At 65.4% G+C, this 16,081-nt stretch carries 17 protein-coding genes; 9 read left to right on the top strand and 8 right to left on the bottom strand.

The annotated features are described in order from the left end of the window. Window positions 1-41 precede the first annotated feature (41 nt). The gene (locus CIT39_RS12075) at window positions 42-557 is read right to left on the bottom strand and encodes a YcgN family cysteine cluster protein (protein WP_094975140.1); all 516 of its coding nucleotides are present in this window, start codon (window positions 555-557) and stop codon (window positions 42-44) included. Between the two features lie 294 nt (window positions 558-851). On the opposite strand from CIT39_RS12075, the gene CIT39_RS12070 reads away from it, so the two are divergent. Genes CIT39_RS12070 through CIT39_RS12060 form a run of 3 tightly spaced genes read left to right on the top strand, consistent with a single transcriptional unit; the run spans window position 852 to window position 4,309 of the window. Beyond that, the gene (locus tag CIT39_RS12070) at window positions 852-3,140 is read left to right on the top strand and encodes a transglycosylase domain-containing protein (RefSeq protein WP_094975141.1); all 2,289 of its coding nucleotides are present in this window, start codon (window positions 852-854) and stop codon (window positions 3,138-3,140) included. A gap of 9 nt (window positions 3,141-3,149) precedes the next feature. Continuing rightward, a complete protein-coding gene (locus CIT39_RS12065; RefSeq protein WP_094975142.1) occupies window positions 3,150-3,728 on the top strand; it encodes a DUF1214 domain-containing protein in 579 nt (192 codons plus the stop codon). Then, the gene (locus CIT39_RS12060; protein WP_094975143.1) at window positions 3,725-4,309 is read left to right on the top strand and encodes a DUF1254 domain-containing protein; all 585 of its coding nucleotides are present in this window, start codon (window positions 3,725-3,727) and stop codon (window positions 4,307-4,309) included. Before CIT39_RS12065 ends, CIT39_RS12060 begins: the two co-directional genes overlap by 4 nt. A 77-nt stretch (window positions 4,310-4,386) precedes the next feature. Here the strand turns inward: CIT39_RS12060 and CIT39_RS12055 are convergent, their stop codons facing one another. Both CIT39_RS12055 and CIT39_RS12050 read right to left on the bottom strand, forming a co-directional pair. Then, window positions 4,387-4,665, bottom strand: coding sequence for a hypothetical protein (locus CIT39_RS12055; RefSeq protein ID WP_140478096.1), 279 nt, complete (start codon window positions 4,663-4,665; stop codon window positions 4,387-4,389). Between the two features lie 141 nt (window positions 4,666-4,806). Then, window positions 4,807-5,232: a hypothetical protein gene (locus CIT39_RS12050; RefSeq protein ID WP_094975145.1), complete on the bottom strand. Its 426-nt coding sequence runs from the start codon at window positions 5,230-5,232 to the stop codon at window positions 4,807-4,809. Window positions 5,233-5,500: 268 nt separating this feature from the next. Between CIT39_RS12050 and CIT39_RS12045 the strand changes: the two genes are divergently transcribed. Beyond that, window positions 5,501-5,908, top strand: coding sequence for a GFA family protein (locus tag CIT39_RS12045; RefSeq protein WP_094975146.1), 408 nt, complete (start codon window positions 5,501-5,503; stop codon window positions 5,906-5,908). 98 nt (window positions 5,909-6,006) lie between these two features. On the opposite strand, the gene CIT39_RS12040 is transcribed toward CIT39_RS12045, so the two are convergent. Continuing rightward, window positions 6,007-6,717, bottom strand: coding sequence for a sulfite exporter TauE/SafE family protein (locus CIT39_RS12040; RefSeq protein ID WP_094975147.1), 711 nt, complete (start codon window positions 6,715-6,717; stop codon window positions 6,007-6,009). Between the two features lie 266 nt (window positions 6,718-6,983). On the opposite strand from CIT39_RS12040, the gene CIT39_RS12035 reads away from it, so the two are divergent. Beyond that, window positions 6,984-7,367, top strand: coding sequence for a DUF2946 family protein (locus CIT39_RS12035; protein WP_094975148.1), 384 nt, complete (start codon window positions 6,984-6,986; stop codon window positions 7,365-7,367). Window positions 7,368-7,543: 176 nt separating this feature from the next. Next, window positions 7,544-9,835 (top strand): TonB-dependent receptor, encoded by a 2,292-nt coding sequence (locus tag CIT39_RS12030; protein WP_094975149.1) that lies wholly within the window; start codon window positions 7,544-7,546, stop codon window positions 9,833-9,835. A gap of 28 nt (window positions 9,836-9,863) precedes the next feature. Here CIT39_RS12030 and CIT39_RS12025 read toward each other — a convergent pair whose 3' ends face one another. From CIT39_RS12025 to CIT39_RS12010, 4 genes are read right to left on the bottom strand one after another with little or no spacing between them, the layout of a single operon-like run. Beyond that, on the bottom strand, window positions 9,864-11,048 hold the full coding sequence (locus CIT39_RS12025; protein ID WP_094975150.1) for an MFS transporter: 1,185 nt from the start codon (window positions 11,046-11,048) through the stop codon (window positions 9,864-9,866). Between the two features lie 55 nt (window positions 11,049-11,103). Beyond that, on the bottom strand, window positions 11,104-12,291 hold the full coding sequence (locus tag CIT39_RS12020) for an MFS transporter (RefSeq protein ID WP_162308460.1): 1,188 nt from the start codon (window positions 12,289-12,291) through the stop codon (window positions 11,104-11,106). Next, window positions 12,288-13,649, bottom strand: a complete 1,362-nt coding sequence (locus CIT39_RS12015; protein WP_094975152.1) for an NAD(P)-binding domain-containing protein — start codon at window positions 13,647-13,649, stop codon at window positions 12,288-12,290. Before CIT39_RS12015 ends, CIT39_RS12020 begins: the two co-directional genes overlap by 4 nt. Before the next feature lie 48 nt (window positions 13,650-13,697). Further along, on the bottom strand, window positions 13,698-14,015 hold the full coding sequence (locus CIT39_RS12010) for an ArsR/SmtB family transcription factor (RefSeq protein WP_094975818.1): 318 nt from the start codon (window positions 14,013-14,015) through the stop codon (window positions 13,698-13,700). A 125-nt stretch (window positions 14,016-14,140) separates the two neighbouring features. On the opposite strand from CIT39_RS12010, the gene CIT39_RS12005 reads away from it, so the two are divergent. From CIT39_RS12005 to arsB, 3 genes are read left to right on the top strand one after another with little or no spacing between them, the layout of a single operon-like run. Then, window positions 14,141-14,503 (top strand): ArsR/SmtB family transcription factor, encoded by a 363-nt coding sequence (locus tag CIT39_RS12005; protein WP_094975153.1) that lies wholly within the window; start codon window positions 14,141-14,143, stop codon window positions 14,501-14,503. After that, window positions 14,496-15,023 carry an arsenate reductase ArsC gene (locus CIT39_RS12000; RefSeq protein WP_094975154.1) on the top strand — a complete coding sequence of 176 codons (528 nt, stop codon included), beginning with the start codon at window positions 14,496-14,498 and terminating at the stop codon, window positions 15,021-15,023. The genes CIT39_RS12005 and CIT39_RS12000 overlap by 8 nt, the downstream gene beginning before the upstream one ends. Before the next feature lie 2 nt (window positions 15,024-15,025). After that, on the top strand, window positions 15,026-16,081 hold the full coding sequence (gene arsB, locus CIT39_RS11995) for an ACR3 family arsenite efflux transporter (protein WP_094975155.1): 1,056 nt from the start codon (window positions 15,026-15,028) through the stop codon (window positions 16,079-16,081).

Genomic DNA, 16,081 nt, shown 5'->3' with positions numbered 1-16,081 from the left:
CCCGGGTCATCCCGAAGACGTGATGGGCGCCGCGCGGCGGCTCAGTCCTTCGGACGTCGCTTCAAACGGGCCCGCTTCGGCAGCTGCGCCGGCCATTGCACGATGTGGTTCTCGAGTTCGTCGTCCGGAATCTCCACCTCGCTGCCTTCGACCCGGCCGCGCACGGAGACGCCGGCTTCATGCACGGTGTTGGGATCACCGGAGACCAGCGGATGCCACCAATAGAGGTCGCGGCCCTCGGCAACGAGCTTGTAGCCGCAGCTCGGCGGCAGCCAGTTCAGGGTGCGGACATTGGCCGGGGTCAGGCGGACGCAATCCGGAACCTTGTCGGAGCGATTCGGATAGTCCTTGCAGCCGCAACTGGCGCCGTCGAGCAGCTTGCAGCCGACATGGGTGAAATAGATCTGGCCGGTATCCTCGTCCTCGAGCTTGTTCAGGCAACAGCGGCCGCAGCCGTCGCACAGGCTTTCCCATTCGGGCCCCGACATCTCTTCCAAAGTCTTGGTTTTCCAGAAGAATCCTTCCTGGCCTGAAGGTCGTTTGGGAGCTGCGGTCATGCGCCTCAACAAAAGTTCGAAAGAGCTACGGCTGAAGCCATCTAGGGCGTGCGGCCGGGGTGGTGCAAGCAAGGCGCCTTCGAGGCCCGTAATGAACCGGGGTCAATTCAGCCTGTTGCTCAAAATCGCGAGCGTGACCATTGGTTTATGGGCCCCGCTCGGCTAGAAGGAACAGCAAGTCCCTCGGATGCTGGCCGGGCGCCTTGGGTTTGCCGCAACATTCCCTCAAGACGTCTCGATGCCGCCCCCGGCCGGGTGCTTGAACGCTTTTGAAGCGAGCCTCAAGGGTTCTAGGTGCGCCAGATCATACCATCGCATTGGAAGCAGAAGGCCCGGAATTTCTTCCTGGACCTCGATGCGCGCATCGATTCCTCGCTGTTCTCCTCGGCCAAGGGCATCCGCGAGCTCTACGAGCGCTACTCGACCTTCATGGACCGCTTCTATGTCGGGCGCTGGAAGCGCTGGGTGTTCATCGAACCGCTGTCGGAGGCCGCTACCCTCGGGCTCGGCGGCCTGGTGGTCATGCTCACCCTCGCCATCCCCGCCTTCCGCGAGACTGCGGACGAGGACTGGCTGAAGAAGTCCGACCTCGCGGTAACGTTCCTCGACCGCTACGGCAACCCGATCGGCAGCCGCGGCATCAAGCATAACGACTCGATTCCGTTGGAAGATTTTCCAGACGTGCTGATCAAGGCGACGCTGGCGACCGAAGACCGCCGCTTCTACGACCATTTCGGCATCGACATCGCCGGCACCGCGCGCGCGCTCGTCACCAACGCGCAAGCCGGCGGCGTCCGCCAGGGCGGCTCCTCGATCACCCAGCAGCTCGCCAAGAACCTGTTTTTGAGCAACGAGCGCACCATCGAGCGCAAGGTCAACGAGGCCTTCCTCGCGGTCTGGCTGGAATGGCGCCTGACCAAGAACGAGATCCTCAAGCTGTATCTGGACCGCGCCTATATGGGCGGCGGCACTTTCGGCGTCGACGGCGCGGCGCATTTCTACTTCAACAAGTCCGTGCGCGACGTGACGCTGGCGGAAGCCGCGATGCTCGCCGGCCTGTTCAAGGCGCCGACCAAATACGCACCTCACATCAACCTGCCCGCCGCGCGCGCCCGCGCCAACGTGGTGCTCGACAATCTCGTCGACGCCGGCTTCATGACCGAGGGCCAGGTGTTCGGCGCCCGCCGTAATCCCGCCTTCGCCGTCGACCGCCGCGACGAGGCTTCGCCGAACTACTATCTCGACTACGCCTTCGACGAGATGCGCAAGCTGGTCGACACCTTCCCGAAATCCTACACCGAGCGCGTCTTCGTGGTGCGCCTCGCCATCGACACCAACGTGCAGAAGGCCGCCGAAGACGCGGTCGAGAACCAGCTGCGCCAGTTCGGCCGCGACTATCACGCAACGCAGGCGGCGACCGTGGTGTCCGATCTCGACGGCGGCATCCGCGCCATGGTCGGCGGCCGCGACTATGGCGCCAGCCAGTTCAACCGCGCCGTCGACGCCTACCGCCAGCCGGGTTCGTCGTTCAAGCCCTACGTCTACACCACCGCGCTGCTGAACGGTTACACGCCGAACTCGATCGTGGTCGACGGCCCGGTCTGCATCGGCAATTGGTGTCCGCAGAATTATGGCCATTCCTATTCCGGCGCGGTGACGCTGACTCAGGCGATCACGCGCTCGATCAACGTCGTGCCGGTCAAGCTGTCGATCGAGATCGGCCGGAAGAACGAGCCCAAGGCGCAGAACCCGGCCAAGGTCGGCCGCGCCAAGATCGTCGAGGTCGCCCGCCGCTTCGGCCTCAAGGCGCCGCTGCCCGACACGCCGTCGCTGCCGATCGGCTCGGACGAAGTCACCGTGCTCGAGCACGCGGTCGCCTACGCGACCTTCCCCAACCGCGGCAAGGCGGTGACGCCGCATGCGGTGCTCGAAGTGCGCACCGGCGCCGGCGACCTGGTCTGGCGCTGGGACCGCGACGGGCCGAAGCCGCGGCAGGCGATTCCCGCCTCCGTCGCCGCCGACATGGCGGGCATGATGAGCCACGTCGTCAGCGAGGGCACCGCGCGCCGCGCCGCGCTCGACGGCATTCCGACCGCGGGCAAGACCGGCACGACCAACGCGTATCGCGACGCCTGGTTCGTCGGCTACACCGGCAATTTCACCTGCGCGGTCTGGTACGGCAACGACGACTACTCGCCGACCAACCGCATGACCGGCGGCTCGCTGCCGGCGCAGACCTGGCACGACATCATGCTCGCGGCGCATCAGGGCGTCGAGGTGCGGGAAATCCCCGGCGTCGGCATGGGCCAGAAGCTGCCGCCGCAGCATATCAGCAACGCGCAGGCCAACGCGGCGCCGAAGGTGCTGGAGACCAAGCCCGGTCCGCCGCCGGTGCTGACCAAGCGCGGCGCCGACATTTTGGTGCGCGTCGAGAAGCTGCTGGACGACGCAGCCAAGACCGCAAAGAAATCGGCGGATGCCGACACCAAGGCGGCCAGGCCGTCTTCGGCGACGAGCGCGCTCGCCTTTCCGCAGAACTATGCGGAAGAAAATGCCAACGCTTCCGCCCCGCGCAAGAACTGATCGAAACAAGTGCGGTTGATCCTGATCACATTGACGGCCCTTCTGCTCGCGACGGTGGTCGGCCTGGGCGCGACCTGGATGACGACGACGCGCGGCACCGAGATCGGCGCGCTGACCATCGGCCCCTGGACCGCGCGCCCGCGCACCGGCACCGCCGACGTCGATCCCTATTCGCGCGCCACCATCGTGCGCAACGGCGAGCTGCCGATCGGCACCGGCGACGGCGTCGCCTTCACCGCCACCACCGACGACAAGAAGAAGGCGCTCGACGGCCGCTGCGACGTGATCGTCTCCGGCGTGACGCCGCCGGCGCGGTTCTGGACGCTGACGCTCTACGACCGCAAGGGCCACCTCGTCGCCAATTCGCTGCAGCGCTACGGCTTCACCAGCCAGGAGATCGTGCGGCAATCCGACGGCTCGTTCGAGATCCGCATCGCCTCGCGCTCGCGCGCCGGCAACTGGCTGCCGACCGGCGGCATCGAGCGCTACGCCTTGATGCTCCGCCTTTACGACACCCCGGTCGGCGTTGCCACGCGCACCCAGCGCGATGCGCCGATGCCCTCCATCTCGACGGTGGGCTGCTCATGATCCGCCTGCTGTTCACCGTCGTTGCCGGCGTGGTGCTGGGCCTCGTGGTCCACCTCGTCAGCGTGCTGGCGCTGCCGCGGATCGCGACGCAGGATGCCTATTCGCGACTGACGCCGATGACGAAACTCAACGGCGTCAGCCAGCTTCCCCTCGCCGATCCGCAGACGTCCCCGATGCCGTTCATGGACCCGGCCTTTGCGCTGGCGATCTGCCGCTACGACCTCTCGAGCGGACCGATCAAGCTGACGGTGCCGGTGAGCCAGGCCTACACCTCGGTGTCGTTCTACACCCGCAACGAGATCGCCTATTACGCCATCAACGACCGCTCGGCGGGCCGCAAGGTGATCGAGCTCGACCTGATGACGGAAGCGCAGCACAGCGAGTTGCCGGAAGACGAAGAGATCACCGCGGCCGACCGCCTGATCATCGATTCTCCCAGCACCACCGGCCTGATCTTGATGAAGGCGCTCGCCCCCGAGCCCGGCCTGATGCCGCAGGCGCAAGCCACGCTTCAAGCCGCGAGCTGCGGCCCGCAGACCGAGCAGCCCGCCAATGCCGAGGCGCCGCGCGGCCGGCGGTGAAACCAGGCCGGTTCGGCGGCCTTCATCACGAAAAGCGTGAAAACAACCCCTTGCACAGTAGCGGGGGCAGTCTTGCATCAGCGCGCGAATTTGAAGTGGGCGGCCGCCGCCGAGGCGACCGTCAGCAATGCCGCAGCAATCCAGATCGGCACCAGCACGAAGATGGCGATCGCGCCCTGCCCGCAGTCGCCACACCCAAACCCAAACAAGATGGGAAAAAGACATAGCAGGATGACGACGGCAAATCCTGTGCTGAGCCAAACGCCTCTCGCTCCCCATCGCGCACCAAAGAGCCATGGCACGGCGGGAAAGCCGAAGGACAGACCGACCAGGAGGTTCACCAGAACGTCGAACATGATCTCTATCCGATTGGCCTTCAAAGCGCTTCCAACCTACCCTGTCTTTCGGGCCATTCGGCGCAGCGATTGATGAGAAGCTCGGCTCTTGGTCGTTAACATCGAGCGGATGGTTCAAACTGATGGGTAACCCGCGCCTGCCTATCTCTCCTCGGTCGGATGCACCCATTTGTAGGGCGTGATGCTTCGCGTGGCGGTCAGCTTGATCATGTGGACCGGCGGTGCGGAACGTCCCTTCCGGCATGACCGACACTTGAGCGAAGCCTCCAGCTTCCAGATCGGCGTATCGCGGGGACGACGGATCGCATCGAGCGGCAGGCTCGCGCGTGCTTTGCACCTGTTGCACTCGACCTCGAGCCAGCCCATGCCACCGTTGAGGCATTGCGCGATCGTCGGAGACGGCTGTGAAGGGCCACCGTAACCTTCCATCCGGACCGACCAGGCTTCGGCGTCAGCGCGGTCGGCCTCGCGAACGGCCTTTTTGGCCTCCTCGCGCGCGTGCTTGGCCGAAATTTCCGCACCCAGAATTCGGCCGCCCCAGATGACCTCGCGTGATTTGGTGCTCATGCCGCAATCAAAGCTGCGTCCGACCGCGCTGGCAAATTATCGATAGCTGGTAGGCGGGATCCGCAATTTGATACTGCCGGTCGTGGGTGTGGAAAACCGACGCTGCAGCCCCCCCGGGCGAAGCCGCGACACCGAAGGCTTGGCGTGGCAGCAGCTGTCAGGCGACAGTAGGACGCAACTTCAAATCGCTTGCGTCGTTGAAGCCGCGCGTCTCGGGAGTTATCGGAGTTATCGATCTGCGATACCTGCCTTCGATCGGGAGAAACGAATGAGCACCATCACCGGCGGCTGTCACTGCGGCGCAATCCGTTACGAGGTCGAGGGCGACGCGATCGTGCATGCGCTGTGCCACTGCCGCGATTGCCGGCTCCACGCCGGCGCTCCCGTCGTCGGCTGGACGATGTATCCGGAGAGCGCGCTCAAGGTGACCAAAGGCGAGCCCAAGGTCTACAATTCCTCGGAACACGGCCGGCGACACTTTTGCGGCCATTGCGGCACCGGCCTGTTCTATATCAATGCCGACATGCTGCCCGGCATCATCGACATCCAGAGCGCGACTTACGACGATCCCGATGCCGTGCCGGCGACGATGCACATCCAGGTCGCCGAGCGGCTTCGCTGGATGGAGCACGCGCACGAACTGCCGACGTTCGAGCGCTATCCGCCGCAGCCATAGCGGCGGAAAGAGCCACAGCGGGCGACACTGCTGCGGCCTCCCCCCTCAATGGGCCCGGCACCGCTTGCGGCCGACGATCGAAGAGGTCGGCAAGCCGGTCAGGTTCGGCACCACACGGCCAAGGTCGAAGGCGACACGCCGGCGCTGACGAGCCCCACCGCGATGATGGCGAGCGCGACCGTGTTTCTCAGCCATCCCGCGGTCGCACGGCGCCGTAGCAACGGAAGTCCCAACCCGGCACCGAGCAGGACCGGAAGGGTGCCGAGGCCGAAGCCGCTCATCGCCAGCGCGCCCCCGAGCCACGAGCCGGACAGCATGGCGTAGAACAACGCCGCGTAGACCATGGCACAGGGCAGAAAGCCCCAGACCGCACCGCTGACGAACAGCCCCAGCGTCGGTGGTAGATTCGTCGCACGCGCGGCCGTGCCGATTTTGGCGGTGACGGCCGCGACCAGCCGCGACAGCCCCGCCGGCAGCGACAGCACTTCGAGCATCGAAAGTCCGATCCAGGCGAGAGCCGCGGCCGCGGCCCAGCGCAGGATCGCATGGGCGAACGCGTGGTCGAACGATCCGAACACGCTCGATCCGATCGCGCCCACAATGGCGCCTGCCAGCATGTAGGCCGAGATGCGCCCCGCGTTGATCAGAACCGTCGTCGTCAGCAGACCCTGCCGCGGCCGGTTCGAACCGAAGTCGGCGGCGAAGTGCAAGGAGGAAGCAATGCCTGCACACATGCCGAAGCAATGCAGGCTCGAGGAAAAGCCCAGCAGGAGCCCGGCGATGAACAGCGGCTGGTCGAAATCGAACATTGCGGAGACAGTTCAACTGATTTCGTCCCTGACGGCATTGCGCTGTATCAAAGTCCCGTTGCCTGCCGTCGCTCAGCAGCTCCCTGGTTCGATCGCCAGCGATCCGAAAGCGAAGGCCGCCGGGATGAGGCTGCGAAGCGAAGCCAAGCGCCGCACGCGACCGACGTGATCGCGCGGCAACACCAGACACCTATCGACCGCGCCAGTGTCCTCCGGATTTGACTCGCTTTCCTCGTGTGGTAGTCGTGCCACCGGGGTACAGGTCAATGACACGGCTCGCTTTCAAGCGACGGATCGGCTGGGGCGCTGCGTTCATTGCAGCCTATGCTCTCGTCTTCAACGTCATCCTGTCCAGCATCCTCATTGCGAGCGTATCTCCCACGGCCGCCGCGGCAGCTCATGAGCTGTGCATCAGCAGCGACAATACGGATGCAGCACGAACCGACGCGGACAAGACCAGCGGCAAGACCTCCGTGCATTGCCCGCTCTGCGTGGCGCACCATATCGCCGGTACTTTGCCACCGCCTCAACCCACATTGACTGGCCGCATTCCGCTGACGGCGAGTGCGGTCCATTCCTTCCGGCAGCGGATCATCGCCTACACGCGATCGTTCGATCATCTGTCGCGCGGACCTCCTGCCCTGATCTGAAATTGCCCCAGGACGGCGCAGACGTTCGCCCGTCTGGCTCCTGCCCTCGCCCGCGTTAGGGCGCGCGCACGGGCGTTCGACCACCTCTCATTTCCGACATCATCGGCAGGGCCGCCAGCGCGCGCCCCGCTTCCGCCATGCGCCGGCGTGATCGCTGGCCTCAAGAAGAAACGCTCATGTCCAACACATCAACCAACCTGCGCCGGTCCATCCTGGCCGCGACGACGGCGCTCATCTCACCCGCCCTGCTCGGCGTGGCGTCGCTGCTGCCGCCGTTTGCCGCAACGGCTTCCGCGCAATCGGCGGAGCGGCTGCCGCCGGTGACGGTCAATTCTGCGCAACAGCGCAAACGAAAGCCGCGTGCCGTGGTCACGGCCGCCCCGCCCGCCGCGACGCGAAACGGAAGCACCGCCGCGCCAGACCAAGGCGCGAGTTCGCCGCCGGCTTCGGTCACCCTGCCGCCAACGGCAGGATACGATCGCGGCCTCTCGTCGAGCGATTCCGCCTCTCTCGTCACCGACCTGCCCGGCGGCGCGGCGTGGGGAGCCGGCGGCGTGTCGAGCCTGCCCGCGATCAACGGATTTGGCGCCGACCGGCTGCAGGTCGCGGTCAACTCGATGCTGATCAGCCCGGCCTGCCCGAACGAAATGAATCCGCCGCTGTCGTTCGTCAATCCGGCGATGATCGCGAAGATGCGGGCCTATCTCGGCGTGGGGCCGGTATCGGTCGGCGGCGACTATATCGGAAGCCGCATCGACGTCACCACCGCGCCGCCGGCCTTCGTGCCGGCACAGGCCGGATGGGTGACCAGCGCGCAACTGTCGAGCTTCTTCCGCAGCAACGGCAACGCCTATGGCGTCGACGCCACCGCGACCATGGCGAACCACGATACGAGCATCACCTACACCGGCGGCTGGGTCCGTGCCGGCGATTACAAGGCCGGCGACGGGACGACCGTCAAGTCGACGCTCTACGAGACGCAGAACCATTCGATCAGCATCTCGAAGCAGACGTTCGGCAATCTCTTCACGTTCCAGGTCGGCGGGCAGTTCATTCCGTACCAGGGCTATGTCAACCAGTACATGGACATGGTCTACAACCGCGGCCTCTATGCGAACGGCCGCTACGAAGGCGTGTTCGACTGGGGCAAGTTCGAGGCCAGCGCCTTCGTGCACCAGATCCGGCACACCATGGGCTTCATCGCGCCCGACAAGGTCAGCGACATGCCGATGGACACCAAGGGCCTCGACGGCGGTTACGCGCTGAAGGCGACCGTGGCGCTGTCCGGCCACGACCTGCTGCGGATCGGCAACGAATTGGCGCTGAACCGGCTCGACGATTGGTGGAGCCCGGTAGCGGGATCGATGATGATGAGCCCGAATACTTTCATCAACATCAACGGCGGGACCCGCGACCGCGTCGGCACCTTCGTCGAGTGGGAACGGCACTGGGATCGGCAGTGGACCTCGATCGTCGGCCTGCGCAACGACGTTGTCTGGATGAACACCGGCAATGTGCAAGGCTACAACGACATGGACTACGGCGCCGACGCGGCCGCGTTCAACGCCGTCAACCACGCCCGCACCGACATTCATGTCGACGGCTCCGCCCTCCTCCGTTACGAGCCGAACGACATAAGCCAGTACGAATTCGGCTTTGCCCGCAAGACCCGCTCGCCCAATCTCTACGAGCGCTACGCCTGGTCCACCAATGCGATGGCGATGCAGATGATCGGCTGGTTCGGCGACGGCAACGGCTATGTCGGCAATCTCGACCTCGAGCCGGAGAAGGCCCACACGATCAGCTTCACGGCCGGATGGCACGATCCCGCGCAACGGGTCTGGGACGTCAAGGTCACACCCTATGCCAGCTATGTGCAGGACTATATCGACGTCGACCGCTGCGCGACCGCAAGCTGCCTCGCCAGCAATCCCGCCAACCTGACCACGAACACCGGCTTCGTCTACCTCCGCTTCGCCAACCACGACGCGACGCTCTACGGCGTCAATGTCGAGGGGCGGCTGACCGTGTGGGACGATGCGGTTTACGGCCAGGGACAGCTTCGCGGCTTGATCGGCTATGTCCGCGGCCAGCGCACCGACGGTGTGGACCTCTACCATATGATGCCTGTCAACGCGAAGCTCGCGCTCGACCACCGCCTCGGCGGCTGGACCAACAGCGTCGAGCTGCAGCTGGTCGGATCGAAGGACCAGGTCAACCGGGTCCACAACGAGCTGACGACGCCGTCCTACGCGCTGGTCAATCTGCGCACCGGCTACCAGTGGCAGCACGTGCGGCTGGATCTCGGCATCGACAATCTGTTCAACCAGAACTACTACCTGCCGCTCGGCGGCGCCAATCTGGTCGACTACAAGGTGGTCTCGATGATGGGCTCTTCGGCCGCCTACGGCTACAACGTCAAGGGACAGGGCCGCTCGTTCAACGCGCGGCTGGGGATCAGCTTCTGAACACGTCGAACGTCACGCGGCGACGTCATCACGTCCGCCGCGCGACGCCCTCGGCACCGGATCGTCGCGCCCACAGCAACGCCAACGGCCCCAGCGCGATTCCGGCCGCCAGCACGATGAACACCAGCAGCCATCCGCCCGCACTCTGCGGACCGCCGGCCATGTCGAGTGCGACGCCGGTGCCCCACGCGCCGAGCGCCGACAAGCCGAAGCCGACCGTGGAATGCAGGGCCAGCGTTGCACCGCGATGCTCGGAGACGGCCGCAGCCGACATGCCTGCGGTCAATGCGCCTGAATCAGCCGGCACCGTCAGGCCGTACATCATCAGCAGCAGCGCGAGCACCCATGCGGGGGCCGTTGCATTGAGACCGATCACCAGCGCGACACAGGCCGAAGCGACCATCACGACCGTGATGGCCCGATGCCGCCCGAATTTCAGAGCGGCCTCGTTGCCGAGGATACTGGCCGGCATCGAGATCACCGCAAAGCAGAAGCTCATCAGCACGGGCGTCATCCAGGACGGCCCGCCTTGATGCGCAACGACGAAGGTCCAGAACCCGACCAGCCAGGTGCGAATGCCATACAGCTCGAAGCAGTGAGCACCGTAACCGAGGATGTAGCCGAGCGCCTCACGATTGGCGAACACGGGTGCGAAATTCAGCAGCCGTCCCGTCCTCGGGACAGGCCGATGGCCCCCGATCAGAAGGCACGCGATCACCATCGCGATGGGGCCGACGCCGGTGACGTAGAACGCGGTCCGCCATCCCCAGCGATCGGCGAGGACTTGTGCAACGAGGAACGACAGGCCGACGCCGACCGAGAAGCTCGACGTGTACAGCGTCACCGCCCGCGAGGTGTCGCCTGCGGGCAAACGGTCGGTCAACGCCTTCAGGCCGGGCATGTAGGCGCCGGCAAAGCCCAGTCCCGCGAGTGACCAGATGATGGTGCCCGACCAGAATCCTTGGGCAAAGATGCCGAAGGCCATGGTCGCCAGGCCGCTGACGACGGAGCCGCACAACAGCACGATCCGCGCGTCGAGGCGATCGGTCAGCGTCGTCAGCACCGGGACGGCCAGCATGTAGCCGAACGCATAGCCGCTCGCCATCAGGCCGCCTTCGGCGGCGGACAGCCCCCACGCCGGCATCAGATGCTGCGCCAAGTTCGCGGACAACGTCACGTGCGGCAGCAGATTGCCGAGCTGGCCGATACACATCACCGCGATCAGCGGCCCCCCGCTCAAACTCCGAATGCTCGCCTCCCCTCCGTCCCTATTTTGTCTGGTCCGCACGCAGCAACAGAAGCGCGAAAAACGCGGAGATCGAGGCCACCGCGCTGATCCAGAGCGCGCTGCTGCCAAACCGCTCCACCATCACTCCGAGCGCGAGCGGGGCGAGCGCGCCGGTCGCCCGCGACGGCAGCGAGATCATGCCGACGCGCCGGCCGAAGCCCGCCGGCCCGAACAGTGCCAAAGGAAGCGTGCCGCGGGCAATGGTGATGATGCCGTTGCCTGCGCCATACAGCACCGTGAAAGTCGATGCGAGCAAGGGGCCGCCCGCGACCAAAGCAACCACGCCGATCGGATTCATCAGCATGGCGAGCCGGGCCGACAACAGCGGATGAAACCGGCCGAGCCACCCTGCTTCCAGAAGGCGGGCACCGACCTGTGCAGGCCCGACCAGGGTGCCTGCGAGCAGGGCCTGTGCTGGCGTCGCGCCGAACGCCACCAGCATGGTCGGTAGAATGGCCGAGACACCCGAGCTGACGAAGCTCGCCGCCGCGAACATGTAGGCCAGCAGCACCATCGCGAACGTCTCGCTCTGCTGTCCGGATATTGGGCTCGCTCCCGGATCCGGACGAGGCTGCTGGTCCAAAGGAACGGCGCGCGGCAGAGACAGATTGAGCGGCAGCGCCAGACAGATGTGAATCGCCGCCCACACCTGGCAGGCCACGCGCCAGTCGTACTCGGCAGCCAGCCACGTCGTGAGGGGCCAGCCGAGGGTGCTGGCGAAACCTGCGATCAGGGTGATGCCGGTTATGGTTCGTCGCGCGTTGCTGCCATAGATGCGCGCAAGCGTCGCGAAGGCCGCTTCATAGAGGCCCATGCCCATGCCGATCCCGAGCAACACCCAGGCTGCAACGAGCACCACCACGCCGTGAGCTACGGACAAGAGGAGCAAGCCTGCCACGAAGACGAGGTTCGAGACCGCTAGCAGGCCACGCCCTCCGAACGTATCGATGGCATGCCCCACCCGTGGCCCGAGCAGGCCGGAGATGACGAGCGCCCCCGAGAGCGCGCCGAACACGTAGGTCGGCGCAAGACCGAGATCGCGCGCAATCGGCGCCGCCAGGATGGCAGGAAGATAATAGCTCGATGCCCACGCGATGGTCTGCGCGGTTCCGAGTGCGAAGACAATTGCGAGCGGACCTGTCTCCCGGTCCGCGGGGACCTGCGTCATGAGCAGCCGCACCCCGCGCGACCTTCCGTCTTTGCGGTTTCATCGGCAGCACAGCAGGCTGACGGCTCCGCCTTCGCGGGACCGCCGCAGCATCCCGCCCCCGCCGCCTCGACACCGCCGCGCGTGCAGACGCCGGTCTCCGGCAGCACGAGCTCGACCCGGGCCGCGGCCTCCTTGTCGCCCGCGATGTCGGCCACGATGGAACGGACCTGTTCGTATCCGGTCATCATCAGGAAGGTCGGCGCACGACCATAGGACTTCATGCCGGCGAGATAGAAGCCCGGCTCGTCATGCGCGAGCTCGCGGGCGCCGTGGGGACGGACCGTGCCGCAGCTGTGTTCGTTAGGATCGATCAGCGGCGCGAGCGCAACCGGCGCCTCTATCGCCGGGTCGAGCCGCAGCCGCAGCTCGGACAGGAACGAGAGATCGGGACGGAAGCCAGTCGAGACGACCAGTTCGTCCGCCACCACACTCTGCGCGCCGGAGCAGCTGCCCGCTGAAATCCTGAGACGGCCGTCGGTCTCCGAGAGATGCGTGACGCCGAAGCCTGTTTCGACCCTGATCTTCCCTGCGGCCACGAGGGCGGCGAAAGTCGAGCCCAGCGCGCCGCGCGCAGCAAGCTTGTCATTGCTGCCGCCACCGAACGCCTTTGAAGGATCAGTGCCGCGCAACAGCCAGATCGCTCGCGTGCCCGGCACCTCACCCGCGAGCTGCGCGAGATCAATCAACGTACCCACGGCGGAATGGCCTGCACCGAGCACGACAACGGTCTTGCCGGCATATCTGGCACGATCTGCGCCCCGCACATCCGGCATACCATAAGCGATGCGGTGGGCGCGCTCGCGTTCGCCGATCGCAGGCAGACCGTTGCTGCCCGCGGGATTGGGAGAGAACCACGTGCCTGACGCGTCGATCACGGCATCGGCGCGAAGCATCTCGGGACCCCCGCCGTTCTGATAGCGGATTTCGAACGGCGCCTGCTCCCTGCCCTTCGTTTTCGCCCTGTCGAAGCCGACGCGGCTGATGGCCGTGACCCGGCTCGAAGTCCGAATTGTCTCCCGAAGCGGCGTGCGTGTTGCGAGCGGGGTGAGATATCGATCGATCAGCTCGCCGCCGGTCGGATAGGCGTGAGGGTCCGGCGAATTCCATCCGGTTGGCGCGAGCAGCCGTGCCGCCGCTTTGTCGACATTGTATTCCCATGGCGAGAACAGCTGGACGTGCTGCCACTGACGGATCGCGTGCGCGGCTTCAGGGCCGGCCTCGATCACGATGGGAGACATGCCGCGTTCGAGCACATGCGCAGCCGCAGCAAGGCCAACCGGCCCGGCTCCGATGATGGCGACCGTCCTGGCGTTCATTGAACTTCTCCCGTCCTTCTAAAATCATCGAATAATGAACCGTAAACGTCAGGCGGCCGTCTGCGTATCCTTGCATCCAACTTCGTCCGCGCAGCACTCCGCCGCCAGGAAATCGACGAGGCCCCGCATGGCATCGAAATTGGCGTGGCAGATCAGGGTGGTCGATTCCCTGATCTGGCTGACGAGGCCGACCGAGACCAAGGTCTTGATGTGATGCGACAGTGTCGACGCCGGGATCTTCAGCTTGTCCTGGAGGCGACCGACCGGCATGCCGGCATGCCCGGCACGGACCAACGCCCGATAGATTTGAAGCCGGGTTTGATTACCCAGGGCCTCCAAACGTGCTGCTGCGTCGGCGATCTTCATGACCCTCACGCTGCGCTTGTCCATGCCGGCTGTCAAACCATATTTCTAGAATATTCGAATTATAGCCGGCTGGGGATACGAGATTCCGATTGACGCCTCCTCATCTATTCCATAAATCTGGATATATGGAAAACGAAGAAGCCGTCCTGTCCCTTGCCGCTTTGGCTCAGTCGACCCGTCTGGAGGCGTTCCGGACGCTGGTCAGGCACGAGCCCGAGGGCCTCGCCGCCGGCGACCTCGCCCGCCTGCTGGAGGTTCCCCAGAACACGCTCTCCGCACATCTGGCGATCCTGAGCCGGGCGCGCCTCGTCTCCTCCGAGCGGCACAGCCGCTCGATCGTCTACCGCGCCAATCTCGGCGAATTCCGCGACGTCACGCTCTTCCTGCTTCGCGATTGCTGCGGCGGGCGACCGGAGGTCTGCGATCCCGTCGTCGAAACATTGCAATCCTGCTGCTCGCCGAAACGGAAGGAACGAAGCCGTGTCTGACCAGATCTACAACGTGCTGTTTCTCTGCACCGGCAACTCGGCGCGATCGATCCTGGCCGAGTCGATCCTTCGGAGGGACGGCGCCAACCGCTTTCGAGCCTTCTCCGCCGGGAGCACGCCAAAGGGCGAGGTGCATCCGCTCGCACTGCGCACGCTCGAGGCCATGGACTACCCGACCGACGGGATGCGCTCGAAAAGCTGGCTGGAATTCGCGAGCGCCGATGCGCCCGTGATGGATTTCGTCTTCACTGTTTGTGACAACGCAGCGGGCGAATCCTGCCCGATCTGGCCGGGCCAGCCGATGACGGCGCATTGGGGCATTGAAGATCCCGCTGCGGCCGAAGGTTCCGAGCTTCAGAAGCAGGCGGCGTTCGTCACTGCGTTCCGCTATCTCAAGAATCGGATCGATACCTTCCTGAACCTGCCGCTGAGGAGCATCGACAGGCTGTCGCTCGGAACCAGGCTGCGCGAGATCGGCCGCTCCGATGGCGCGACATCCCACCGAGACGACGTGGCGTGACGATGGGCATCTTCGAACGATACCTCACTCTGTGGGTTGCGCTTTGCATCGTCGTCGGCGTCGCACTGGGACACGTCCTGCCGGGCTTCTTCGGAGCCATCGCAGCCGCTGAGGTCGCCAAGGTCAACCTGCCGGTCGCAGTGCTGATCTGGCTCATGATCGTGCCCATGTTGCTGAAGATCGACTTCGGCTCGCTCGGTCAGGTCCGGGAGCACTGGCGCGGCGTCGGCGTCACCCTTTTCATCAATTGGGCCGTGAAGCCGTTCTCGATGGCCCTGCTGGGCTCCTTCTTCATCGGCCACCTCTTCGCGCCGCTGCTGCCGGCTGGCCAGATTTCGTCCTACATCGCCGGCTTGATTCTGCTGGCGGCCGCGCCCTGCACCGCGATGGTGTTCGTGTGGTCCAATTTGTGCGAGGGAGAGCCTAACTACACGCTGAGCCAGGTCGCCCTGAACGACGTGATCATGGTGTTCCTGTTTGCGCCGCTGGTGGGACTGCTGCTCGGCGTGGCCTCGATCAGTGTTCCCTGGGGCACGCTGCTGCTCTCGGTCCTGCTGTACATCGTGGTTCCCGTGATCGTCGCGCAGTTATGGCGCAAGGTGCTGCTCCGAAGCGGCGCGGCCGGCTTCGACCGCGTCATGCGGGCGCTGCAGCCACTGTCGTTGGTCGCGCTCCTCGCGACATTGGTGCTGCTGTTCGGCTTCCAGGGAGAGCAGATCGTCAGGCAACCGCTCGTCATTGCCATCCTTGCCGTTCCAATCCTCGTGCAAGTCTATCTCAACGCGGGGTTGGCGTACTGGCTGAGCCGACGATTTGGCGTAGCCTGGTGCGTCGCGGCTCCAGCCGCCCTCATCGGCGCGAGCAACTTCTTCGAGCTGGCGGTCGCCGCCGCGATCAGCCTGTTCGGCCTGGACTCCGGCGCCGCGCTGGCGACCGTGGTCGGTGTGCTCGTCGAGGTCCCGGTGATGCTGTCCGTCGTCCGCATCGTCAAGGCGACCCGGGGCTGGTACGAAGCGGGCGCCGGCAAAGCCACCACAGCCCTGGAAGCGCGCCAGTGA

Source organism: Bradyrhizobium symbiodeficiens (genome assembly GCF_002266465.3).
Lineage (GTDB): Bacteria > Pseudomonadota > Alphaproteobacteria > Rhizobiales > Xanthobacteraceae > Bradyrhizobium > Bradyrhizobium symbiodeficiens.
The sequence above is the reverse complement of the archived record's forward strand: the minus strand, read 5'-3'. Positions and strand labels throughout refer to the sequence as shown.